Raw genomic sequence first — 21,918 nt, forward strand, 5'->3', positions numbered from 1 at the left:
TCACGTTCCTGTCATCACCCGATTCGGCCTTTTTGTCATGACCTCGGCCGAAGTTGTCCACAGGTCGGCGGAGGGGTTCGCCAAGTGGCGACGGTGTCTGGTTCGCTTGACGCATGGCGATTCTCTGGCTGCTGATGGCGCTGCTCATGCTGAGCCTCGTCCTGCTCCCCGTCCTGCGGCGCGGCCGCGGGCGGATCGAGCAGGTTCCCCCGGGACACCCCGACGCGGCCGACCCGGCGGCCTACGGCTTCGTGCGCCAGGAGGAGCTGGACGTGCGCCTGCCGGGCCCGGACGAGGACCTGCTGGACGTCCTGGAACTGGTCCAGCGCACCGGGGACTACCGGGCCGGTGCCCAGTTGCTGGCCGGCACCGGGGCCGACGGCGAGCTGCGCTGGCAGCGGGTACAGGCCTTCGCCGGCGCCGCCGCGCTGGAGCTGCAGCAGCGGCCCGGCGGGGTGCACGAGACGCCGGGCGGCCAGTGGCTGCGGGTGTGGCGGGCCGAGCAGCCCAAGGACGCGGGCGGCGCCGCCGTCCACGCCGAGTTCCTGGTGCAGCAGGCCTGGCGGACGGCGACCCCGGGCACGGACGACTTCCGGATCATCATGGAGGAGGCCCGGACGGCGTGCGGGCAGGCCGCCCTGCTGGCTCCCGGCGATCCGGTGCCGTACGTCATAGAACTGTCCATCGCCCGCGGACTGGCCTACTCGCAGGCGGAGTTCGAGCAGCTGTGGCTGAAAATCCTCGACCGCGCCCCGCACCACATGGGCGCGCACCTGGCCGCGCTGCACTACTGGTGCGAGAAGTGGCACGGTTCGCGCGAGCAGGCGTACGCGTTCGCCGAGGCCGCCGCGACCCGCGCCCCGCGGGGCTCCCTGCTCGCCGCGCTGCCGCTGTTCGCGGTGTTCGAGCACCTCCCGGAGGTGAACCTGGTCGCGGGCTTCTACCGGAGCGAGGTCGTCACCCGGGCGATGCACGGCGCGCTGCACGCGGTGCACGTGGCGGACCCGGCCGATCCCACGGCGCCGCACGTCCGGCACCTGCTGACCTTCTTCCTGGTCCGTGCCGAGCGCTGGGCCGAGGCCATGGACCAGCTGGTGCACATCGACGGGCACGTCGGCGCGGTGCCGTGGACCCTGTCCGCCGATCCGGCGGCCGCCTTCGCCCTGCACCGCGCGCTGGCGGTGGCCGGGTACGAGGCGAACGGCGGCAGCCCAGCCACCCTGCCCGGCTGATCCGGCCACCCGGCTGACCCGGCGGCCCTCGCGGACGGCGCGGGACTCCCGGCGGCCGCAACCACCCCGGCGGCTTCCGGCGGCCGGGCAGTCCCCGGCGACCGCCCCAACCCGTCCCCGCGGCGGTTCTCCCGCCCCGGCGGCGTGGGGCCGTCCGTTTCCGGCCGGGTGCCGGTCCGGTGGGGACGGCGGTTATTGGTGCGACGGCGCCGGGGCCCGCCCCGTAGATTGCGGCCGCACACGGAGGAGATCGAGGGGGAGGTCATGGGGGGTCGTACGTTCCTGATCGGCGGTGGCTGGGACCGCGCCGAGGTGTACGAGCCGTTCCTGCGCGAGGTGCGCGGGGAGCGGCGGATCGGGTGCCTGGTCGTCGACGAGGGGGACGGCGCGGCGCAGTTCGAGCGGTACGCGACGGCGCTGGGCAGAGTGGGTTCGCCGTGCGTGCCGGTGCCGCTGCTGGTGCCGCTCGGCGGGCGGTTCGAGCCCGGGGCCGCGCTGGAGGGCATCGACGGGCTGCTGGTGTGCGGCGGACTCACGCCCGCGTACCAGGAGGCGCTCGCGGGCTGCCTGGAGCGGCTGCCCGCGCTGCTGGCCGGGCGCGGTGTGCCGTACGCGGGATTCTCCGCCGGTGCCGCCGTCGCCGCGCGGCGGGCCGTGGTCGGCGGCTGGCTGGCGGACGGGGTCCCGGTGTGCCCGGAGGAGACCGGGGAGGACCTGGCGGAGATCGAGGTGCGGGCGGGGCTCGGGCTGGTGCCGTTCGCGGTGGACGTGCACGCAGCCCAGTGGGGGACGCTGGCCCGGCTGGTCACGGCGGTCGCTCGGGGCGCGGTGCCGTACGGGGTCGCCGTGGACGAGAACACCCTGGTCGCGGTGGGCGGCGGCGAGGCCCGGGTGGCCGGTGCCGGGCGGGCCCACGTCGTGCGCCCGGCCGCCGGGGGCGACGCGGGCGTGCTCGTGCGGTCCTACGGTGCCGGGGAGGGCTGGCCCGTGCCCTGACCCGCGGCCCCGCGAGGGGCGCGCGGGCCGGGCGCGCGCCGAGCCCGCCCGGGCCCCGCTCAGATGGTGGCGGTGTCGATCACGAAGCGGTAGCGGACGTCGCTGGCCTGCACCCGCTCGTACGCCTCGTTGATCTGGTCGGCGCGGATCAGCTCGATCTCCGCGCCCAGGCCGTGCTCGGCGCAGAAGTCCAGCATCTCCTGGGTCTCGGCGATGCCGCCGATGCCCGAGCTGCTCATGCTGCGGCGGTGGCCGAACATCGACTGGAGCACGAGCTGCACCGGCTCCTCGGGCAGCCCCACGTTCACCATGGTCCCGTCGGTGCGCAGCAGGCCCACGTACGCGGAGAAGTCGAGCGGCGCCGAGACGGTGTTCAGGATGATGTCGAACGTGCCCTTCAGCTTCTCGAAGGTCTCCGGGTCGCCGGTGGCGTGGTAGTGGTCGGCACCCAGCCGGAGCCCGTCGTCCTTCTTGCGCAGGGACTGGGAGAGCACCGTGACCTCGGCGCCCAGCGCGTGCGCGATCTTGACGCCCATGTGGCCGAGGCCGCCCAGGCCGACGACGGCGACCCGCTTGCCCGGGCCGGCGTTCCAGTGCTTCAGCGGCGAGTACGTGGTGACGCCCGCGCACAGCAGCGGCGCGGCCACGTCCAGTGACAGCCCCTCGGGGATGCGGACGACGTAGTTCTCGTCGACGACGACCTTCTCGGAGTAGCCGCCGTAGGTGGGCTCACCGTCCTTGCCGGTGTCGTTGTAGGTCCAGGTCGGACCGCCGCCGAGGCAGTACTGCTCCAGTCCGGCCCGGCAGTTGTCGCACTCGCGGCAGGAGTCGACCATGCAGCCGACGCCCACCCGGTCGCCGACCGCGTACTTCGTCACACCGGAGCCGACCTCGGCCACCACACCCGCTATCTCGTGGCCCGGGACCATGGGGAAGGTGCCCGGACGCCAGCCGTCCTGGACCTGGTGGATGTCGGAGTGGCAGATACCGGCGAACTTGATATCGATCAGGACGTCGGACTCGCCGACCGCGCGCCGCTCGATGGTGGTCCGCTCCAGCGGGGCCTTCGGTGCGGGCGCGGCGTAAGCAGCAACAGTGGTCATGCCGGGATTCTCCTAGCGAGGGGGGTCGTGCCCGGCTGCCTTCCCGCCGGGTACGCGTCCAGCCTGCCTCGGGTCGGTGCCATCCACCCAGTCCACGGTTTTGCGTACGACCGCTGTGCCTACCACCAGCGAGGTCAGGCTGCCGTGCGTACGACCCGGGATACTGGACGTATGGACAGCAGGGACGAGCAACCGGACGCGGCCGCCACCGGCCGGCCCCTGGACCGGCGGGCGGAGCTGAGCGAGTTCCTGCGCAGCCGGCGGGCCCGGCTGCAGCCGGAGGACGTCGGGCTGGCCGCCTTCGGCCGGCACCGCCGGGTACCGGGGCTGCGCCGCGAGGAGCTGGCGCAGCTCGCCGGGGTGTCGGTCGCGTACTACACCCGGCTCGAACAGGGCAACGGCCGCAACGTGTCCGCGGAGGTGCTGGACTCGATCGCCCGGGCCCTGCGGCTGACGGACGCCGAGCACGCGCACCTCACGCACCTGGCCAAGCCGAAGGCGCACAAGAAGAAGCCGGCGGCACGGCAGCAGCAGGTGCGCCCGGCGCTGCGGCAGCTGCTGGCGTCCCTGGACGGCGTGCCGGCGTACATCGTGGGCCGGCGCTCGGAGATCCTCGCCTGGAACCGGACGGCGGCGGCCCTCTTCGGCGACTGGGCCGAGCTGCCGCCCGCCGAGCGGAACTGGGCGCGGCTGACCTTCCTGCGCCCGGACTACCGGGAGCTGTTCGTCGACTGGGAGCAGAAGGCGATCGACATCGTGTGCGCCCTGCGCATGGACGCGGGCTGCGATCCGGACGACGCGCGCCTGTCGGCCCTGGTGGGCGAGTTGTCGGTGAAGAGCGAGGAGTTCCGGCGGCTGTGGGCCACGCACGACGTCAAGGAGAAGAGCCACGGGGTCAAGCGGATGCGGCACCCGCTGGTCGGTGAGCTGGCCCTGCACTTCGAGAGCTTCCGGCTGACGGACGGCTCGGACCAGTCGCTGGTCACCTACCACGCGGAAGCGGGCTCCTCCTCTGCGGAGTCCCTGCGCCTGCTGACGAGCTGGGGCACGGACGCCACCCGCGCGGCGGCGCGCTGAGGGGCGCACCGGAGGCCGTGCCCCCGGTGCGCCCCTCAGCGGTGAGTGCCGCGGCCTACCTGCCGAAGTAGGCGTTGTGGACGGTGATCTCCGACGTGTTGCCCTTCCTGTCGGTGATCCTGGCGCGGAACGACACGGCCCTCCCGCGCGCCGGGTTCCGCACGGTGATCTTCCCGGCCCGGACGGCGGCCTTCCTGAAGGTGCGGCCGTCGTAGGAGACGTAGACGGCGAGGGTCTTCAGGTTGCGGCCCGCGGCGGCGCCCTCCACGGTGACCGGGAAGGTGGCCGTGCGGCCGGCCGGGACCCGGCTGTCCAGGCCGGTCGTGGCGCCGAAGCGCACGGTGGAGGCCGGCAGCCGCGCGAGGCCGCCCGCCGGCCGCCCGGAGCGGAACGTCCAGGCCGCGTCGACGCGGGTCGACGCCTCGGAGACCTTCGCGGACCGCCTGACCGAGGTGGTCAGCCGGTAGGCCGCGTCACCGGCCGGGACCCGGAACGTCTCGGTGCCGGACAGCGGGTCGTCGCCGGAGCCGACCTTGGCGCCGTTGCGGTACAGGGTGGTCCGCACCGAGGCGAAGGACGAGGTCCCGCGGTGCCCGGCGGAGTCGGCGACCAGCGGCAGCACGCCGTAGATCTCGTCGCCGGCGCGGAACAGGCCGGTGTCCTCGCCCAGGCGCGGGCCGAACACCGCGGTGTTGACCGTCCTGGTGTAGGTCCGGCCGGCCTTGAAGGCGGACTCGCCGAGCGCGTAGTCGGCGTCGGTGTCCGGGAAGCCGTCCCGGCCGGTCCTGCCTTCCTGGGTGAACCGGAGGTCCCAGCGCACGCCACCGCGGGCGGACAGGTGCAGGGTGCGGGTGCCGGGCAGGCGCTGCGGGAAGCCGAGGGCGGCGGCGCCGGAGCTGCCGGGCAGCCAGCCGAACGCGTCGACGGTGCCCTTCTTGCCGCGGGCCGCCGCGCCCATGCGGATCCTCACCGTGGCCAGGTCGCCCGCCTTGTAGTGCCTGGTGTAGCCGGTGGCGAGCCGGCTGACCGGGCCGCCGGAGGTGACGTCGTACTGCTCGTTCGCGCCCTTGGTCCAGTGGCCGTCCCACTGCTGCCGCAGCGTTCCGGCGGGCGGGCGCGGGCCCAGGTGGGCGGTGCGGAAGTTCCGGTAGCCGGTGAGGAACAGGGCGTAGGCGTACCGGCCGTCGCCGATCTCGACCTCGAAGCCGGGCGAGGCGACCCGCGCGGTCGCGCCCGGCGCCGGGACGGTGACGGCGACCGGCCTGGTCCTGCGCGCGTCGACGGTGACGGTCTGCTTCCCGGTGACGGTCAGCCTCGGCTGCGCGATCCAGTCGACGCCCTTGCCGGCGTCGCGCGGGTCACGGGAGACGGAGGCGTTGAGGATGTACGTGCCCCTGGGCGCGCGCACCTTCACCGTGCCGGACTTGTCGTACGGGTTGAACGAGACGTCCTCGGCCAGGCCGGTCGCGCCGGTGAGGCCGGCGTCGTAGTAGGGGGCCGGCCTGCCGTCGCGGCCGATGAACTTCAGCGTGACGTCGTACGACTCCGCCTCGCGCTGCACCGCGGCGGTCGCACGGACCGTCTGGCCGCCGCCCGTCGCCGTGACGTACGCGGAGTAGGCGCCGTCGACGGTGCCGCCCAGCCTGGTGTCGGCGGTGAGGTCGACCGCGGCCCTGCCGTGTGCCGGGACGGTCACCTTCGTCGCGCCGAGCGTGAAGAATCCGGCCGGGGCCGCGGCGCCCTCGGGGCCGGTGGCGGTGCTGGTGAGGGTGAGGGTGACGTCCTGGTCGCCCAGGTTGCGATAGGCCAGCCGCCGGGTGACCGGCGTGTCGTCGGTGTGCGGCCAGCGCTGGACACCGAAGCCCACCGACACCGGGTCGGCGATGACCGACTGCCCGACGGCCTTGTCGACCTGGATCCGGCCGGAGCCCTGCTCGAACGGGGTGTACCTGCCGCCCTTGGCGGAGCCGGTGAGGGCGGCCTTCAGCTCGGCGTGGCCCCAGTCGGGGTGTGCCTGCTTCAGGATGGCCGCGGCGCCCGCGACGTGCGGGGTGGCCATCGAGGTGCCGGAGAGGGTCAGGTAGCCCGGGGGCTTCTCGCCGGCCTCCTCGCCGAGCTCGCCGTCCTCGGCCGCGGCGGCGGTGATGTCCACGCCGGGCGCGGTGACGTCCGGCTTGACGGCGCCGTCACCGCTCCGCGGGCCGGTGGAGGAGAAGGAGGCGAGCACGTCCTTCTTGTCGACGGCGCCGACGGTGAGGGCGGCGTCCGCGCTGCCCGGTGAGTTGACCGTCCGGGGGCCCTCGTTGCCCGCGGCGACCGCGAACAGGACGCCCTTCTCGGCGGAGACCCGGTTGATCTCGGCCTCCAGCGGGTCGATCCCGGGGCTGTCGTAGCCGCCGAGGCTCAGGTTGACGACGGAGGCGCCCCGGGAGACGGCCCACTCGATGCCGGCGATGATGTCGGAATCCGCACCGGAGCCGCCGTCGTCCAGGACCTTGCCGTTGAGGAGCCGGGCGTCCGGGGCCACCCCCTTGTACCGGCCGCCCGACCCGGCGCCCGTGCCGGCCACGATGGAGGCGACGTGCGTGCCGTGGCCGACGTGGTCGGTGGCGTCGGCGGCGGGGGTGAAGTTCCGGGACGCGGCCACCCGGGTCCTGAGGTCCGGGTGGCCGGTGTCCACGCCGGTGTCCAGGACGGCGACCTTCACGCCCTTGCCGGTGTAGCCGGACCGCCACGCGACGGGGGCGCCGATCTGCGGGACGGACGTGTCGAGGCTCGCCGTGCGGACGCCGTCGAGCCAGACGCGGGCGATGCCGGAGGCGGCCCGGTCGCCGTCGGTGACCGCCCGCCACAGCCCGGTGTCCCCGGCCGGGACCTGTACGGCGTCCGCGTCCAGTGTCCTCAGGCTGTGGCGCAGGGTGCCCGCCCCGCGCACGCCGGCCCTCGCGGCCGTGGCGGTGCCGCGGTAGCCGACGATGACCTTCGGACCGTTCCGCTGCGCCCTGCGGGCGGCGGCCCGGTCCAGCTCGGTGACGTCGAACAGGCGCCGGTCCAGCGTGCCGGAGGCGACCAGGCGGGCCGCGTCGGCGGGTACCACCAGCGTGTGCCCGGCGGCCCGGCGGACCTGGAAGGCGATGCGCTCGCGCCCCTCGGCGCGCTCCAGGCCGACGACGCGGCCCTCGGCGTCGAGGGTGACGCGGTCCCCGGTGATCAGGGTGACGTGGTGCTGGGTGGCGCGTGCGGAGGCGGTCGCCGCGGCGGCCGCGGGCCGCGCCGACGCCGGGCCGGTCATGCCCGCCGCGAGGGCGACCGCCGCGGCTGCCGCCGTCCCGGCCGCGGCCGCTCTTCTCACTCGTCCGTGCAAGGTCTCCCCCTGGAGCCGAGATGCCGGGTGAATTCCCCGTTCACCCGGCCAGGGGTGTACTCGCACGGATGCGCGACGCCCCCGGGTGCCGCAGTATGCCGGGGGGTGATCAGAGGGCTCAAGAGCGGAGGGGACGGCGCGGGGGCGCGGCCGGAACCGTTACGCCGCGGCGGGGACACCGTGACGAAACCGCGAAGTCCCGCGGGTTTCCGGGGCGTCGGGCCCGGCCCCGGGAACGCCGATGCCGCCCCGGGCGGGGGCGGCATCGGGTCGGGTGCGAGCGGGCGTCAGACGGCCGAGCCGGCCTTCCACTGCGCCCAGTCCATGTTCCAGCCGTTGAGGCCGTTGTCCGGGGAGACGGTCTTGTCGCCGGTGTTCTGGACGACCACCACGTCACCGATCAGCGTGTGGTCGAAGAACCACGCGGCCGGCATGTCCGGGTCGCCGGCGCCCTTCTTGTCCTGGAGGCCGACGCAGCCGTGGCTGGTGTTGGCGCTGCCGAAGACGGACGGGGCGCCCCAGTAGTTGCCGTGGATGAAGGTGCCGGAGCTGGTCAGGCGCATGGCGTGCGGCACGTCCTTGATGTCGTACTCGCCCTTGCCGTCGTCGTCGGTGAAGCCGACCGTCGCGCCGTTCATGCGGGTCTCCTTGAACTTCTCGGAGATCACCATCTGGCCCTCGTACGTCTTGTTGTCGGGCGAACCGGCGGAGATCGGGATGGTCCTGACGACCTTGCCGTCCTGCGTGATCTTCATCTGCTTGGACTTCGCGTCCACGTACGAGACCTGGTTGCGGCCGACGTGGAAGGTGACCGTCTTCTGCTGGACGCCGAGGACGCCGTCGGCGCCCTCGACACCGTCCAGCGCCAGCTTCAGGGTGACGTCGGAGCCCGCCTTCCAGTAGTCCTGGGGACGGCAGTCCATGCGGTTCGCGTTGAACCAGTGGCAGGCGACCTCCTGGCCGCTGGTGGTGCTGACCGTGATGCCCTTCTGCACGGCGGCCTTGTTGGCGATCGCCTTGTCGAAGTTGATCGACACGGGCATGCCCACGCCGACCGTGGCGCCGTTGTCCGGGGTGAAGGTGCCGATGAAGCTGTTGGCCGGGGAGACCGTGGTGAAGGAGGCGTTCTCGTGGGCTATGAGGCCCTCGGAGTCCTTGGCCTCCGCGGCGACCTTGTAGGTGGTCGAGCGCTCCAGCTGGGTGGTGGGCTTCCAGCTCTTGCCGTCGGCGGACAGCTTGCCGTCGACGGCCTTGCCGTCCTGCGTGGTCATGGTGACGCCGGTGAGCGAGCCCTTGCTCACCGTGACGGCGGCGGAGTTGTTGATCGACGCGTTGGCGGAGCCGTCCTTGGGCGTGATCGTGATCTGCGCCTCGGACGACTTCTTGGCCGCCGCCGCGTCGGACTGGGCCTGCGAGGCGTCATCGCTGCCGCCGGTCGCGGAGGCCTTCTCGCCGCCCGAGCACCCCGTGAGCACCAGCACACCACCGAGCAGGGCGGACGCAGTCATCAGACGCCCGCGCCGCTTACCGTCCGTCATCACAAGCTTCTCCATCGTTGCCAATCGCGAAAACCCCGAGAGTCCCCCGCCACGAACCTTCAACGCTACGGCCGGTCCGTCCCGTTCCACAGCATGTGGATCTGTGGGGCATCCCACGTTCGCGGAATCGGGCCGCGCGTGGGGGGCCGTGGTGCGTGTGGGGCGGGAGTTGGGCCGTGCGCCCCCTGGGACGGCGAAACCCCGGACGGCGGTCGCCGCCCGGGGTCGTGGGTGCCCCGGGACGCTCAGCCGATGCCGTCGTCCTCCTCGTCGTCGTCGTCCACATCATCCTCGTCGAGGTCCCAGTCGGGCGAGTCAGGGTCGTAGTCGATCCGCTCGGTGGACCAGGACGCCTGCTGGAGTTCCACCCCGGGCACCTCACTGACCAGGTCGAACGGATCGACGAGGTAGGCGAGGGCCTCCGCGGTGTCCTCCGTCACAGCCGCCTCGGCGTGCGCCCGCTCCGACTCCGGCAGCCCGGTGTCCGCGGCGAGCCGGCTCAGCGCCGTCTTGGTCACCTCGTCGTCGTCCTGCACTTCCAGCACGAGCTCCACCCGAAGCCGCACAAACCGTGATGTCTCTTCTGCGCTCATGGCGGGAGCGTACGGCCGAAACCTCTCGTGACTTTCCCGTGACCCGCGACTTTCACTAACATCTGCCCACACGGCCAATTCGCCAGCGTCACAAGGGGATCGATATTCCGTGTCATCCGCTCGCCGTCCGCTGCTGACCGCCACCGCCGCGGCCACCCTGCTCTGCGCGCTGTGGTTCGTCCCGTCCGCGAACGCCTCGCAGGACGCCCCGGCGAGAGAGACGGCCGCCCTGTCCGGGACGGGCCAGGTCACCCGGTTCACCCAGGCCTCGGCCACCGGCACCGCCGCCTCGGACCAGGCCGCCCAGGCCGCCCGGGAGGCCGAACTGGCCGACACGGGAAGCCTCGACACCACCCCGTACGTCGTCGGCGGCAGCCTCTTCCTCACCGTGGGCGCCGGGTTCGTCGTGTACGCGGTGCGCCGCGAACGCCTCGGTTTCTGATCGTCCCCGACGGGGACTCCCCGGCCGCCCCCGCCGCGGCCGACGTGGCGGAGCGGGCCGGGGCCGCACGGGAAGCCGTACGCCGTGCCCGTGGCCGCGGTGAAAGAGGCGCCCCGCGCGTCGGGGTGACGAGGCGTCGGGGTGACGGGGCGTCGGGTTCGGCGGAGTGCCGGGCGTGACGGGGTCCCGGTCGCGGCCGGGACCCCGGTTCCGGTCAGCGCAGCGGGCCGGTGACCTGCTCCACGGCGGCCACCAGCTCCCCGCCGCGCACGAAGGCGTCGGCGGCGGCCAGGTCGGGCGCCAGGAACCGGTCCGGGCCCGGGCCCTGCACGCCCGCGGCGCGCACGGCCGTGATCACGGCCCGCGAGGCGGGCGCCGGGGTGAGGCCCTCGCGCAGTTCGACGGCGCGGGTGGCCGCGTACAGCTCGATGGCGATGACCCGGGTGAGGTTGTCCACGGCGGTGCGCAGCTTGCGCGCGGCCGACCAGCCCATGGACACGTGGTCCTCCTGCATGGCGGAGGACGGGATGGAGTCCGCGGAGGCCGGTACGGCGAGCCGCTTCAGCTCGCTGACCAGCGCGGCCTGCGTGTACTGGGCGATCATGAGCCCGGAGTCGACACCGGCGTCGTCCGCGAGGAACGGCGGCAGCCCGTGGCTGCGGTTCTTGTCCAGCAGCCGGTCGGTGCGGCGCTCTGCGATGGAGCCGAGGTCGGCGGCGGCGATGGCGAGGAAGTCCAGCACGTAGGCCACGGGGGCGCCGTGGAAGTTGCCGTTGGACTCCACGCGGCCGTCGGGCAGCACGACGGGATTGTCGACGGCGGAGGCCAGCTCCCGCTCCGCGACCAGCCGGGCGTGCGCGACCGTGTCGCGTCCGGCGCCGGCGACCTGCGGGGCGCAGCGCACCGAGTAGGCGTCCTGGACCCGCGGGGCGTCGTCCTGGTGGTGCCCGGTGAGTTCCGAGCCCGCCAGCACGGCGAGCATGTTGGCGGCGCTGGCGCCCTGCCCGGGGTGCGGCCGGATGGCATGCAGTTCGGGGGCCAGCACCTTGTCCGTGCCGAGCAGCGCCTCCAGGCTGAGGGCGGCGGTGATGTCGGCGGACTTGTACAGGGTGTCCAGGTCGGCGAGGGCCATGACCAGCATGCCGAGCATGCCGTCGGTGCCGTTGAGGAGGGCGAGGCCCTCCTTCTCGCGCAGCTCGACGGGGGCGATCCCGTGCTCGGCGAGCAGCTCGCCGGCGGGCCGTACGGCACCGTCGGGACCCTCGGCGTCCCCCTCCCCCATGAGGGTGAGGGCGCAGTGGCTCAGCGGGGCCAGGTCGCCGGAGCAGCCGAGGGAGCCGTACTCGTGCACGACGGGGGTGATCCCGGCGTTCAGCACGTCGGCCATGGTCTGCGCGACCTCGGGCCGCACACCGGTGTGTCCCGAGCAGACGGTCTTGAGCCGCAGGAACATCAGCGCCCGGACGACCTCGCGCTCCACCCGCGGACCCATGCCGGCGGCGTGCGAGCGGACGATGTTGCGCTGCAACTGGGCGCGCAGCTCATGGCTGATGTGCCGGGTCGCCAGGGCGCCGAAGCCCGTGGAGACGCCGTAGACCGGCTCCGGCTTGGCCGCCAGCGCGTCCACGATCTCCCGGGCCGCGGCGAGCGCCGCCACCGCCTCCGCCGACAGCTCGACGCGGGCACCGCCGCGCGCCACGGCGAGCACGTCGGACGCCGTGACACCGGACGTCCCCACCACCACAGTGTGCATATCCATATTCAGGAGCGTACGCATTGAATGCACCGGTGTCACTAGTGGATACCGGCAGCGCCCCTTACCTCGGGGTGCGGGCCGCGCCTCACGGCCGGCGCCCGCGGAAGCGGCGCCGCTCGGCGCGCGGGGGCGGCGGCTCGTCGGCCAGCCGTACGACCGGATCGTTGGGCCCCTCGCGGCCGGCCACCACCGGCCGGTCCAGCCGCAGCGCCTTGGCGCGGTACTGGGCCGCGTCCGCGAGCCGGAACAGCCGGCGGGCGTCGTGCACCTCGCCGACCGGCTCCTCGGTCGAGGCGACCCCGCACGCGACCCCCTCGCCCAGCTCCAGCTCAGCGGCCCGGCGGCAGAGTTCGTCCGCCGCCTTCACCACGTCGTCGGCGGGCTGCCCGATCGCGAGCAGGCAGAACTCGTCCCCGCCGAGCCGCGCGGCCAGCGCCCCGGGCACCATCGCGCCGCACAGCGACAGCACGGAGCCGAACCGCTCCAGGAGCCGGTCGCCGACGGCGTGCCCGAGGGTGTCGTTGACCCGCTTGAGCCCGTTGAGGTCGCAGACGACCAGGCTGACGACGACCCCCTCCGCGCGGTGCCGTTCGACGGCCTCCTCCAGCCGGACGTCGACGGCACGGCGGTTGGCGAGCCCCGTGAGGGCGTCGGTGAACGCGAGCCGGCGGGCCTCCTCCAGCCGCTCGGTCTGCGCGATGCCCGCGGCCACGACGGCGGCGAGCACGGTGGCGAAGTCCGCGTCGGCGCGCCCGTACGGCGGCCGGCCGGGCGGGCGCGCCACGTACAGCTCGCCCCAGGCGCGCCCGTGCAGCACGACGGGGGCGACGACGCAGCAGCCACGGCCCCGGCGGCGCAGGGCGGCGACCCGCTGGTGCAGGTAGCCGGGGGTGCCGGCGGCGGCCCCCGCCGCGGTCTCCACCCAGGCGTTGGGGCCCCCGCCGCCCGCCCACCGCTCGTGCAGGAACTCGGTGATCTCCGGGAACTGGTGCACCGGGTACGCCTCGGCCTCGGGGAACTCCTCCTCGTCCGGGGCGCGCTCCCCGACGTTCACGAGGACGCGGAGCCGGCCCAGCTCCCGCTCCCACACCGACAGCGCGGCGAAGCCGCCGTCCAGCGCGAGGCAGGCACCGAGTGCGGCGGCCTGCCAGCACTCGCGCGGGGTGTGCGCGGCCGCCATGCCCTGCGCCAGCGCCACGACCGCCGTCAGCCGCTTGTCCTCACCCATTACTCCAGGCTAGGGAGGAATCGAACCGTTCGGGACATCGGCGGGGCGATCAGGTGGAATGTGCGGCGGCGGGCCCCGAGGTCCCGGGGTCTTCCGTCCGGATCAGCCCCCCGAGCCCGGCGTGATCCGGACGAGGGGCCCTCGCTCACTCCCCCGGCCACTGCGGCCTGCGCTTCTCGTTGAAGGCCGCCACCCCCTCCGCCCGGTCGCCCGAGAAGGCCACCGATCGCCAGGCGGCGTCCTCGACGTCCAGGCCCGCCCGCAGGTCGAGGCCGTGCCCCAGCCGCAGCGCGCGCTTCGCCGCCCGCAGTCCCACGGGCGAGTTGGCGGCGATCCGGGCGCCCAGGGCCAGCGCCTCCTCGCGGTCCCGGCCCTCCTCGACGAGCTGGTCCACGAGCCCCAGCCCGGCCGCCTCCGCCGCCTCCACCCGGCGCGCCGAGAAGATCAGCTCGGCCGCCCGGGCCGCCCCGACCCGGCGCGGCAGCAACTGCGTGCCGCCGCCGCCCGGGATCACGCCCACGGACACCTCCGGCAGCCCCACCACGGCCGTGCGGTCGGCCACGATCAGATCGCAGGACAGGGCCAGCTCGAACCCGCCGCCCAGCGCGAAGCCGTGCACCGCGGCGATCGTCGGCATCGGCAGCTCCAGCACCCCGGTGTACGCCGCCCGCGCCACCGGGCGCTGCCGCACGAGGTCGGCGTCGGTGAAGGAGTTCCGCTCCTTCAGGTCCGCGCCCACGCAGAACGCGCGGTCGTGCGACGAGGTCAGGACGACCACCCGGGCCTCCCGGTCGGCGGCGAGCGCAGCGCACGCGTCCGCGAGGGAGCGGGCCATCCCGGTGGAGACGGCGTTCATCGCCTTGGGCCGGTCCAGCACCAGCTCCGCGACCTGTTCGTGCCGCCGCACCAGCACGAACTCCCCGAACCGCTCCTCGCCCATGACGCCCTCCGGTTAACGCGGGTTAACTGACTGTCGATCCGATCATCGCAGCCGGACCCGCGCCCGCGAAACCCCGGAGGGCTACGCCCGTTCGAGTGACATCGGGGCGGTCTCCCCGCACACCGCCCACGGGAGCGCATAGCGTCCGCCCCGCCATGCGCGCCCCGGGCGCACGGCGGGGAGGGGACCCATGACAGCGATACCCGCACGCACCGGTACGGCACCGGGGGACGAGCCGGGCAGAAGACCGGGCCTACGACGCGGGCGGCACCGCAGGCCCCGTCCCCGCGGGGTGCTGCTCGCCGCGGCCGGCCTGGCCCTGGCCGCGGGGTTGCTCGGCCTGGTCCGGTCGGCCTCGGACGGGGGCGTCGGCGCACCCGGCACGGCGGCGGCCGCGCCCCGGACGGACCGCGGCGGCGGAACCGCGACCGGGCCGGCCGGCACCGCGGCCACCCGCGCCGCCTCTCCCGCCGCCGGCGTCCGCGCCGCACCATCCTCGGCGGCCTCCGCCCCGGGTGACGGGGGCCGCGCCCCGGCGCCCGCCGGGTCGCCCGCCCCCGAAGTGCCGGGCGGGTCCACGGCCCCGGCCGACGGCACGGCCGTACCGGCCCCGCCCCCGGCGGCCACCCCGTCCACCGCCCCGACGGCCCCCTCGTCCGTCCCGCCCGCGGCACCCGCGCCGGCACCGGCGCCGACGACGTCCGCCCCGCGTCCGGCCCCGGGGACACCGGCCCCGGACCCCACCCCGGCACCGAGCCGGCCCCCGGCGCCGGAGCCCACGGCGGAACCCGCTCCGGGCGAGGTGTGCCTGCCGGTGATCGGCCTGTGCGTGGACATCGACCTCGGCCCGGCCCCGGACGAGAACCCCTGGGACCGGCCGCCGCGACGGACCGGCGACCCCGGCTCGGCCTGAGCACGGACACGGAAGGTCTCGGCCCCGCCGACCTGACGAGAGGCCCCGGAGGCGGACCGGCGGGCACGGCCCGGCCCGAGCACGAACGCGGGGGACGTCAGCTCCTCCGACCCGAACGAGGAGCCCCGGGCGCGAACCGGCGGCCACAGCCCGGCCCGAGCACGAACACGGGGGACGTCAGCCCCGCCGACCCGAACGAGGAGCCCCGGGCGCAGACCGGCAACCACAGCCCGGCCCGAGCACGAACACGGGGGACGTCAGCCCCGCCGACCCGAACGAGGAGCCCCGGGCGCAGACCGGCAACCACGACTCGGCCGGAGCCCGGACGCACGGGTCGTCGGCCTCGCCGGGCCCGGCCGATGGCCCTGGGTCGTCGGCCACACCGGGCAGGACGGAGGGTCCTGGGGCGTCAGCCACGCCAAGCCGGGCCGATGGCCTTGGGTCGTCAGCCACACCGGGCCAGGCGGAGGGCCCTGGGTCGTCGGCTACACCGGGCCGGACGAAGGGTCCTGGGGCCGGCGTCGGCCGGGGCCGGTGCGTGCGCCGGGTCTCAGGGCTGGCCGTCGCGGCGGGCCAGGAGCCACGGCTCGACCACGCCGAGTCCGCGCACCGGGCGCTGCCACATCGGCTGGAGCGCGAAACGGTACGCGGGCGGTGCCTCGCCCTCCTTCTCGGCCGCCGCCGCGGCCTCGGCGGCCTCCGCCTCCGAGACGGGCGCCTCGCCGGTGCGGGTCAGCTCCTCGGCGAACGCGCTGTCCACCAGGACGGCGTCGCGGGGGGCTATCGACGTCAGCCGGGAGGCCAGGTTGACCGTCGTGCCGAACACGTCCCCCATGCGGGTGGTCACCGTGCCGAAGGCCATGCCGACCCGCAGCTCGGGCATCGTCTCGTCGTTCGCCAGGGTCTCCACCAGGCGCAGCGCGATGTCCGCGGCGATCCCGGCGTCGTCCGCCGCGTACAGCACCTCGTCGCCGAGGGTCTTGATCAGCCGGCCGCCGCGGGCGGCGACCAGGTCGGCGGCGGTGGTCTCGAAGGCCTCGACCAGCTCGCCGAGTTCCTCCTCCTCCATGCGGCGGGTCAGCCGCGTGAACCCGACCAGGTCGGCGAAGCCGACGGCCAGCCGCCGGTCGACCATCTCCTCGTCGTCGGCCGACTGCACGACACGGCCGGCCGAGGCGGCGAGCTGGCGGCGCCACACGTAGACCAGGAACTCCTCCAGCTCGGGCAGGAGCAGCTCGACGATCGGATAGGTGACCTCGGTACGGGTCATGCCCGGCTCGGGCGGCTCGGTCAGGCCCTCCAGGAAGGAATCCATCTGCCACTCCGCCAACCGGGCGGTGGTCTGCCCGGTGGACCGGGCCACCTGCACGGCCATGGCCTCGCTCAGCAGCCCCGCCTCCACCAGACCGGCCAGGCGGCGCAGGGCGAGGACGTCGGCCTCGGTGAGGGCCTTCGCCTGGCCGATGTCGGCGAAGCCCATCGCCCGCCAGAACCGGGACGCCAGCTCCATGGACACACCGGCGCTGCGGGCGGCCTGGAACGGGGTGTAGCGGCGCTCGGCGCCCAGGATGAGCTGTTCGAGCCGCAGGGCCAGCGGGTCCGTGCCGGGGTCCGGGTCGGGGGCGGGGTCCACCCGGCCGTCCCCGCCCGTGCCGGAGCCCGTGTCGTCGACGGTCACGCCTGCTGCCCTTCCGATCTGCCGCGGTCAGGTTTCGACCGGCCTCAACTCTACGGCAGGTGTGCGCCAGCTCACTCCGTCGGGCCGGACGGCACCCCGCCCCCCGGCACCGCCCGGATCACCCGGCGCGGCCACCGGCCGAGGACGGCATCGGACCAGGTCCGGGCGGGTGCCCCGGGCCCCGAGGCGCCTGGGGTCCGGGACGCGCGCGCCGGGTGCCCGGGGCGTCCGGTCACGCCGGCCGCAGGTGCACGATGTCCCCCGCGCCCACCGGCTCCTGCACGCCGTCCCGCGTGGCGATGACCAGCCGCCCGTCGCCGTCCAGGGCCACGGCCTCCCCGACCACCGCGCGGTCGCCCGGCAGCTCGGCCCGGACCGCCCGTCCGAGGGTCGCGCAGCCCGCGGTGTACGTCTCCTGCAGACCGCTGGAGGCCGGGTCCCCGGAGGCCGCCCGCCACCGCCCGTACCAGTCCTCCAGCGACCGCAGCACCGCCCGCAGCAGCGGGTCCCGGTCCGTGCCCGCCGCGCCGGCCAGCGCCAGCGACCCCGCCTGGGGCACCGGAAGCTCGTCCGCCCTGAGCGTGACGTTGATGCCGACACCCACGACGACACCGTCCTCGCCGGCCCGCTCGGCGAGGATGCCCCCGGCCTTGCGCTCCTCCCCACCCACGGTCACCAGCAGGTCGTTCGGCCACTTCAGGGCCGTGTCGACGCCCGCCGCCCGGGCCAGGCCGGTCGCCACCGCCACCCCCGTCAGCAGCGGCAGCCAGCCCCAGCGGGCCACCGGCACCTCGGCGGGCCTGAGCAGGACGGAGAAGAAGAGGCCGGAGCGCGGCGGCGCCGACCAGCGGCGGTCCAGCCGGCCCCGCCCCTCGGTCTGCTCCTCCGCCACCAGCACCGCGCCCTCCTCGGCTTCCCCGGCGGCGGCCCGCGCGGCGAGGTCGGAGTTGGTGGAACCGGTCCGCCGCACCACCTCGACGTCGCGGTACAGGCTGCCCTCCCGGACGAGCCCGCGCCGCAGGGCCGCGGCGTTCAGGGGCGGACGGTCCAGGTCGGACCAGCGGCTGTCGTCTGATGGATTCTGCGGCGTCATGCAAGCCACCCTAGGTGTGGTAAACGACGCACTGCCGACGGGTAGCCCCGCCACTACCCTACGAATGAGTAACCGTCCCCCCTTTTGAGCAGGCAGGGAGCCGCATCCCGATGTCCGAGCCGGAAGAGCGCCACGAGATCCACGAGACCGACATCCACACGACCGCGGGCAAGCTCGCGGATCTCCGGCGGCGCATCGACGAGGCGACGCACGCCGGCTCGGAGCGCGCCGTCGAGAAGCAGCACGCCAAGGGCAAACTGACGGCCCGTGAGCGGATCGAGCTGCTGCTCGACGAGGGCTCGTTCGTCGAGCTGGACGAGTTCGCCCGGCACCGCTCGTCCCACTTCGGGCTGGAGCGCAACCGCCCGTACGGGGACGGGGTCGTCACCGGCTACGGCACGGTGGACGGCCGCCCGGTCGCCGTGTTCTCCCAGGACTTCACCGTCTTCGGCGGCGCGCTCGGCGAGGTGTACGGGCAGAAGATCGTCAAGGTGATGGACTTCGCGCTGAAGACCGGCTGCCCGGTCATCGGCATCAACGACTCCGGCGGCGCCCGCATCCAGGAAGGCGTCGCCTCCCTCGGCGCCTACGGCGAGATCTTCCGCCGCAACACCCACGCCTCCGGTGTGGTCCCGCAGATCAGCCTGGTCGTCGGGCCCTGTGCGGGCGGCGCGGTCTACTCGCCGGCCATCACCGACTTCACGGTCATGGTCGACCAGACCTCGCACATGTTCATCACCGGCCCCGACGTCATCAAGACGGTCACCGGCGAGGACGTCGGCTTCGAGGAGCTGGGCGGCGCCCGCACCCACAACACCGCCTCCGGCGTGGCCCACCACATGTCCGGCGACGAGAAGGACGCCATCGAGTACGTCAAGCAGCTCCTGTCGTACCTGCCGTCCAACAACCTCTCCGAGCCCCCGGTGTTCCCGGAGGAGGCGGACCTCGCCGTCACCGACGAGGACCGCGAGCTGGACACGCTCGTCCCGGACAGCGCGAACCAGCCGTACGACATGCACACGGTGATCGAGCACATCCTCGACGACGCCGAGTTCTTCGAGACGCAGGCCCTGTTCGCGCCGAACATCCTCACCGGCTTCGGACGGGTCGAGGGCCACCCGGTCGGTGTCGTGGCCAACCAGCCGATGCAGTTCGCCGGCTGCCTGGACATCGACGCCTCCGAGAAGGCGGCCCGCTTCGTGCGGACCTGCGACGCCTTCAACATCCCCGTGCTGACCTTCGTGGACGTGCCCGGCTTCCTGCCCGGCGTCGGCCAGGAGCACGAGGGCATCATCCGGCGCGGCGCCAAGCTGATCTTCGCCTACGCGGAGGCCACCGTCCCGCTGATCACCGTGATCACCCGCAAGGCCTACGGCGGCGCCTACGACGTCATGGGCTCCAAGCACCTGGGCGCCGACCTCAACCTGGCCTGGCCCACCGCCCAGATCGCCGTCATGGGCGCCCAGGGCGCGGTCAACATCCTGCACCGCCGCACCCTCGCCGAGGCGGAGGCGGCCGGCGAGGACGTGGAGGCGGTGCGGGCGCGGCTCATCCGGGAGTACGAGGACACCCTCCTCAACCCCTACGTCGCGGCCGAGCGCGGTTACGTCGACGCGGTCGTCATGCCGTCCGACACGCGTGCGCACGTCGTCCGCGGCCTGCGCCAGCTCCGTACCAAGCGGGAGTCCCTGCCCCCGAAGAAGCACGGCAACATCCCCCTCTAGGACCCGCGGACCCCTGGGAGTGGTCATGAACATCAAGGTCGTACGAGGAAACCCGACCCCGGAGGAGCTGGCCGCCGCACTCGCGGTGGTCCGCGCCCGCGCCGCGGCGGCAGCGGCGGCGCCGTCCGGCGCGCCGGGCCCGCGGGACGCGTGGGCCGACCCGTCGCGGATCGCGTCCACGCGGGTGCCCAGGCCGGGCCCGGCGTCCTGGACCCGGACGTACTGGCCGTCCTGACCGGCGGGGCGGGCGCGGGGCCGGCGGCGGGCGCCGATCTGAGTAGCCCTACTCAGGCGCCCCGCCCGGCCGAGGCCGCACGCTGGAGGAATGCTGTGGTCAGACCCGGAGAACGAGCCGCCGAAGGAACTGCGCGACGCGCACGACATGCTGCGGCGGCTCGGCTTCCTCCTGGCCTCGGCCATGGTCGTCGTGATGATCGTGATCGGCCTGAGGTGAGCCGTACGGCCGTACGTGACTAACCTGACCGCATGACCGCTACGCGCCGCAGGCGACTCGTGCTCGCCTCCCAGTCCCCCGCCCGGCTGGGCCTGCTCCGGCAGGCCGGCCTCTCCCCCGAGGTGATCGTCAGCGGCGTCGACGAGGACGCCGTCACCGCGCCCACGCCGGCCGAGCTGGCGCTCGCGCTGGCGGAGGCGAAGGCGTCGGTCGTGGCCGCGCGGCCGGAGGTGCAGGGCGCGCTGGTGATCGGCTGCGACTCGGTGCTGGAGCTGGACGGGCGGGCGCTCGGCAAGCCGGCCGACGCCGAGGAGGCGACCGCCCGCTGGAAGGACATGCGCCGGCGGGCCGGGGTGCTCCAGACGGGGCACTGCGTGTGGGACACGGAGGCCAAGCGGTACGTGTCGGCGACCGCCTCCACCGTCGTCCGGTTCGGCGACCCGAGCGACGCCGAGATCGCCGCCTACGTGGCCTCGGGAGAGCCGCTCCACGTCGCCGGGGCCTTCACCCTGGACGGCCGGTCGGCGCCGTTCATCGAGGGCATCGACGGCGACCACGGCAACGTGATCGGCCTCAGTCTGCCCCTGCTCCGCCGGCTCCTCGCCGAACTGGGCGTGGGCATCACCGAGTTGTGGGCTCCGGAGCGCTGAACCGCGGAGGGACGGAGTCCTGCGGCCCCTCGTCCCCGTCCCCGTCCCGCGGGCCGTCCGGGCGGGCCGCCCGTGCGCCGGCCCCGGCGGGGGGCGCGCCCGGTTCGGCGAGCGCGGCCGGGTCCCCGTCCGGCCCCGGCGCACCGCCGTCCGCCGCGGGCTGCGGGCCGCCCGTACGGTCGTACGTCATCAGGAGCAGGACGATCAGCCCGAGCACGACGACCATGAAGAGGAACGCCGTCAGGCCGACCAGGCCCCAGGCGAACGCCCCGAGCAGCCCGTGCACCACGGCCGCGCTGATCAGCAGGACGCGCCCGAAGCCGGCCGGGGCGCGGTCGCGTACGGCGACGAGCGCGGCCACCAGCGCGCAGCACGCGAAGTAGAGGCCGAAAACCACTCCCCCGGCCTTCGAGGACGTCGACATCACGTGCGGGTCCAGGCCGGCCAGGGACATGTCCTGCCGGTCGACGAAGACTCCGAGGATCCAGTTCACCGCGGCGATGAGGACGGCCTCCGCCAGGAGGACGACCGCCACGACCCATGCCACCGGTCTGCGCACCACCGGTTCCCACCCACCCTCACACCAGCAGCCTGTTACCCCAGGTACGTTCAAGACAGCCCGCACGCTACTAACGGGTAAACCCAGGGACAAGGGTTCGGCCGGGAGCAAAGAATCATTGGGCCATTCGTAGGGACTCGACAAAGAATCAGAGTGGGGCGCAGCACGCCTTCACAGAGACCTTGGCCACATGGCAGGGCTAGGGTTTTCCGCGGAGTTCCTGCGTACCGAGGTACGACAAGGGCTTTCGTGGGTCGGGCGAGCCTCGTATCACGCTCCGTGTGGGCAAGCTCACCACCGGGGACGGGTCGAAGTGCCGTGTCGGCAGTCCCTAAACTCGGCTTGTTTCAAGGAGGGAGCCTCAATCGTGCGCAAGGTGCTCATCGCCAACCGTGGCGAAATCGCTGTCCGCGTGGCCCGGGCCTGCCGGGACGCCGGGATCGCGAGCGTGGCCGTCTACGCCGACCCGGACCGGGACGCTCTGCATGTCCGCGCCGCGGATGAGGCGTTCGCCCTGGGCGGTGACACCCCGGCCAGCAGCTATCTGGTCATCGACAAGATCCTCAACGCGGCCCGCG

20 protein-coding genes are annotated in these 21,918 nt (G+C 74.2%); 10 read left to right on the forward strand and 10 right to left on the reverse strand.

The genetic code is table 11. The features are described 5' to 3' along the window. Window positions 1-113: 113 nt before the first annotated feature. Together ACZ4K2_RS18620 and ACZ4K2_RS18625 are read left to right on the forward strand one after the other, a co-directional pair. Window positions 114-1,232 (forward strand): hypothetical protein, encoded by a 1,119-nt coding sequence (locus tag ACZ4K2_RS18620; protein WP_467474020.1) that lies wholly within the window; start codon window positions 114-116, stop codon window positions 1,230-1,232. Window positions 1,233-1,496: 264 nt separating this feature from the next. Further along, window positions 1,497-2,228, forward strand: a complete 732-nt coding sequence (locus ACZ4K2_RS18625; protein ID WP_467474022.1) for a type 1 glutamine amidotransferase family protein — start codon at window positions 1,497-1,499, stop codon at window positions 2,226-2,228. Between the two features lie 59 nt (window positions 2,229-2,287). Here the strand turns inward: ACZ4K2_RS18625 and ACZ4K2_RS18630 are convergent, their stop codons facing one another. Beyond that, window positions 2,288-3,331, reverse strand: coding sequence for an NAD(P)-dependent alcohol dehydrogenase (locus ACZ4K2_RS18630; protein WP_467474023.1), 1,044 nt, complete (start codon window positions 3,329-3,331; stop codon window positions 2,288-2,290). A gap of 171 nt (window positions 3,332-3,502) precedes the next feature. Here ACZ4K2_RS18630 and ACZ4K2_RS18635 point away from each other — a divergent pair, with 171 nt between their 5' ends. Next, window positions 3,503-4,408: a helix-turn-helix domain-containing protein gene (locus ACZ4K2_RS18635; RefSeq protein ID WP_467474025.1), complete on the forward strand. Its 906-nt coding sequence runs from the start codon at window positions 3,503-3,505 to the stop codon at window positions 4,406-4,408. 55 nt (window positions 4,409-4,463) lie between these two features. On the opposite strand, the gene ACZ4K2_RS18640 is transcribed toward ACZ4K2_RS18635, so the two are convergent. The 3 genes from ACZ4K2_RS18640 to ACZ4K2_RS18650 form a co-directional block, all read right to left on the reverse strand. After that, complete coding sequence (locus ACZ4K2_RS18640) at window positions 4,464-7,760, reverse strand: S8 family peptidase (RefSeq protein ID WP_467474068.1); 3,297 nt, start codon at window positions 7,758-7,760, stop codon at window positions 4,464-4,466. A gap of 299 nt (window positions 7,761-8,059) precedes the next feature. After that, window positions 8,060-9,310 carry a L,D-transpeptidase gene (locus tag ACZ4K2_RS18645; RefSeq protein WP_467474026.1) on the reverse strand — a complete coding sequence of 417 codons (1,251 nt, stop codon included), beginning with the start codon at window positions 9,308-9,310 and terminating at the stop codon, window positions 8,060-8,062. Between the two features lie 245 nt (window positions 9,311-9,555). Beyond that, window positions 9,556-9,903 carry a hypothetical protein gene (locus ACZ4K2_RS18650; RefSeq protein ID WP_467474028.1) on the reverse strand — a complete coding sequence of 116 codons (348 nt, stop codon included), beginning with the start codon at window positions 9,901-9,903 and terminating at the stop codon, window positions 9,556-9,558. A gap of 109 nt (window positions 9,904-10,012) precedes the next feature. On the opposite strand from ACZ4K2_RS18650, the gene ACZ4K2_RS18655 reads away from it, so the two are divergent. Beyond that, window positions 10,013-10,345, forward strand: coding sequence for an LAETG motif-containing sortase-dependent surface protein (locus tag ACZ4K2_RS18655; RefSeq protein WP_467474030.1), 333 nt, complete (start codon window positions 10,013-10,015; stop codon window positions 10,343-10,345). Between the two features lie 214 nt (window positions 10,346-10,559). Here ACZ4K2_RS18655 and hutH read toward each other — a convergent pair whose 3' ends face one another. The 3 genes from hutH to ACZ4K2_RS18670 form a co-directional block, all read right to left on the reverse strand. Further along, complete coding sequence (gene hutH / locus ACZ4K2_RS18660; RefSeq protein ID WP_467474069.1) at window positions 10,560-12,098, reverse strand: histidine ammonia-lyase; 1,539 nt, start codon at window positions 12,096-12,098, stop codon at window positions 10,560-10,562. Window positions 12,099-12,186: 88 nt separating this feature from the next. Continuing rightward, complete coding sequence (locus tag ACZ4K2_RS18665; protein WP_467474032.1) at window positions 12,187-13,329, reverse strand: GGDEF domain-containing protein; 1,143 nt, start codon at window positions 13,327-13,329, stop codon at window positions 12,187-12,189. Between the two features lie 145 nt (window positions 13,330-13,474). Beyond that, window positions 13,475-14,269: an enoyl-CoA hydratase/isomerase family protein gene (locus ACZ4K2_RS18670; protein ID WP_467474033.1), complete on the reverse strand. Its 795-nt coding sequence runs from the start codon at window positions 14,267-14,269 to the stop codon at window positions 13,475-13,477. A 190-nt stretch (window positions 14,270-14,459) separates the two neighbouring features. Here ACZ4K2_RS18670 and ACZ4K2_RS18675 point away from each other — a divergent pair, with 190 nt between their 5' ends. Beyond that, window positions 14,460-15,182: a hypothetical protein gene (locus tag ACZ4K2_RS18675; RefSeq protein WP_467474034.1), complete on the forward strand. Its 723-nt coding sequence runs from the start codon at window positions 14,460-14,462 to the stop codon at window positions 15,180-15,182. Window positions 15,183-15,732: 550 nt separating this feature from the next. On the opposite strand, the gene ACZ4K2_RS18680 is transcribed toward ACZ4K2_RS18675, so the two are convergent. After that, window positions 15,733-16,860 (reverse strand): adenylate/guanylate cyclase domain-containing protein, encoded by a 1,128-nt coding sequence (locus tag ACZ4K2_RS18680; RefSeq protein WP_467474036.1) that lies wholly within the window; start codon window positions 16,858-16,860, stop codon window positions 15,733-15,735. 232 nt (window positions 16,861-17,092) lie between these two features. Then, the gene (locus ACZ4K2_RS18685; RefSeq protein WP_467474038.1) at window positions 17,093-17,953 is read right to left on the reverse strand and encodes a biotin--[acetyl-CoA-carboxylase] ligase; all 861 of its coding nucleotides are present in this window, start codon (window positions 17,951-17,953) and stop codon (window positions 17,093-17,095) included. 110 nt (window positions 17,954-18,063) lie between these two features. Between ACZ4K2_RS18685 and ACZ4K2_RS18690 the strand changes: the two genes are divergently transcribed. The 4 genes from ACZ4K2_RS18690 to ACZ4K2_RS18705 all read left to right on the forward strand — a co-directional run bounded on the left by ACZ4K2_RS18690 (window position 18,064) and on the right by ACZ4K2_RS18705 (window position 20,781). After that, the gene (locus tag ACZ4K2_RS18690; RefSeq protein ID WP_467474040.1) at window positions 18,064-19,677 is read left to right on the forward strand and encodes an acyl-CoA carboxylase subunit beta; all 1,614 of its coding nucleotides are present in this window, start codon (window positions 18,064-18,066) and stop codon (window positions 19,675-19,677) included. 25 nt (window positions 19,678-19,702) lie between these two features. Further along, a complete protein-coding gene (locus ACZ4K2_RS18695) occupies window positions 19,703-19,912 on the forward strand; it encodes an acyl-CoA carboxylase epsilon subunit (protein WP_467474042.1) in 210 nt (69 codons plus the stop codon). A gap of 90 nt (window positions 19,913-20,002) precedes the next feature. Next, window positions 20,003-20,131, forward strand: a complete 129-nt coding sequence (gene mmpB / locus ACZ4K2_RS18700; protein WP_467474044.1) for a morphogenic membrane protein MmpB — start codon at window positions 20,003-20,005, stop codon at window positions 20,129-20,131. A gap of 32 nt (window positions 20,132-20,163) precedes the next feature. Next, entirely contained in the window at window positions 20,164-20,781 is a 618-nt protein-coding gene (locus ACZ4K2_RS18705) for a nucleoside triphosphate pyrophosphatase (protein WP_467474046.1), read from the forward strand. On the opposite strand, the gene ACZ4K2_RS18710 is transcribed toward ACZ4K2_RS18705, so the two are convergent. Further along, the gene (locus tag ACZ4K2_RS18710) at window positions 20,753-21,328 is read right to left on the reverse strand and encodes a hypothetical protein (protein ID WP_467474048.1); all 576 of its coding nucleotides are present in this window, start codon (window positions 21,326-21,328) and stop codon (window positions 20,753-20,755) included. The two genes, ACZ4K2_RS18705 and ACZ4K2_RS18710, sit on opposite strands and share 29 nt — an antisense overlap. A gap of 379 nt (window positions 21,329-21,707) precedes the next feature. On the opposite strand from ACZ4K2_RS18710, the gene ACZ4K2_RS18715 reads away from it, so the two are divergent. After that, a partial coding sequence (locus ACZ4K2_RS18715; protein WP_467474049.1) for a biotin carboxylase N-terminal domain-containing protein occupies window positions 21,708-21,918 on the forward strand: 211 nt, incomplete at its 3' end.

Source organism: Streptomyces sp. NPDC025833 (genome assembly GCF_055558055.1).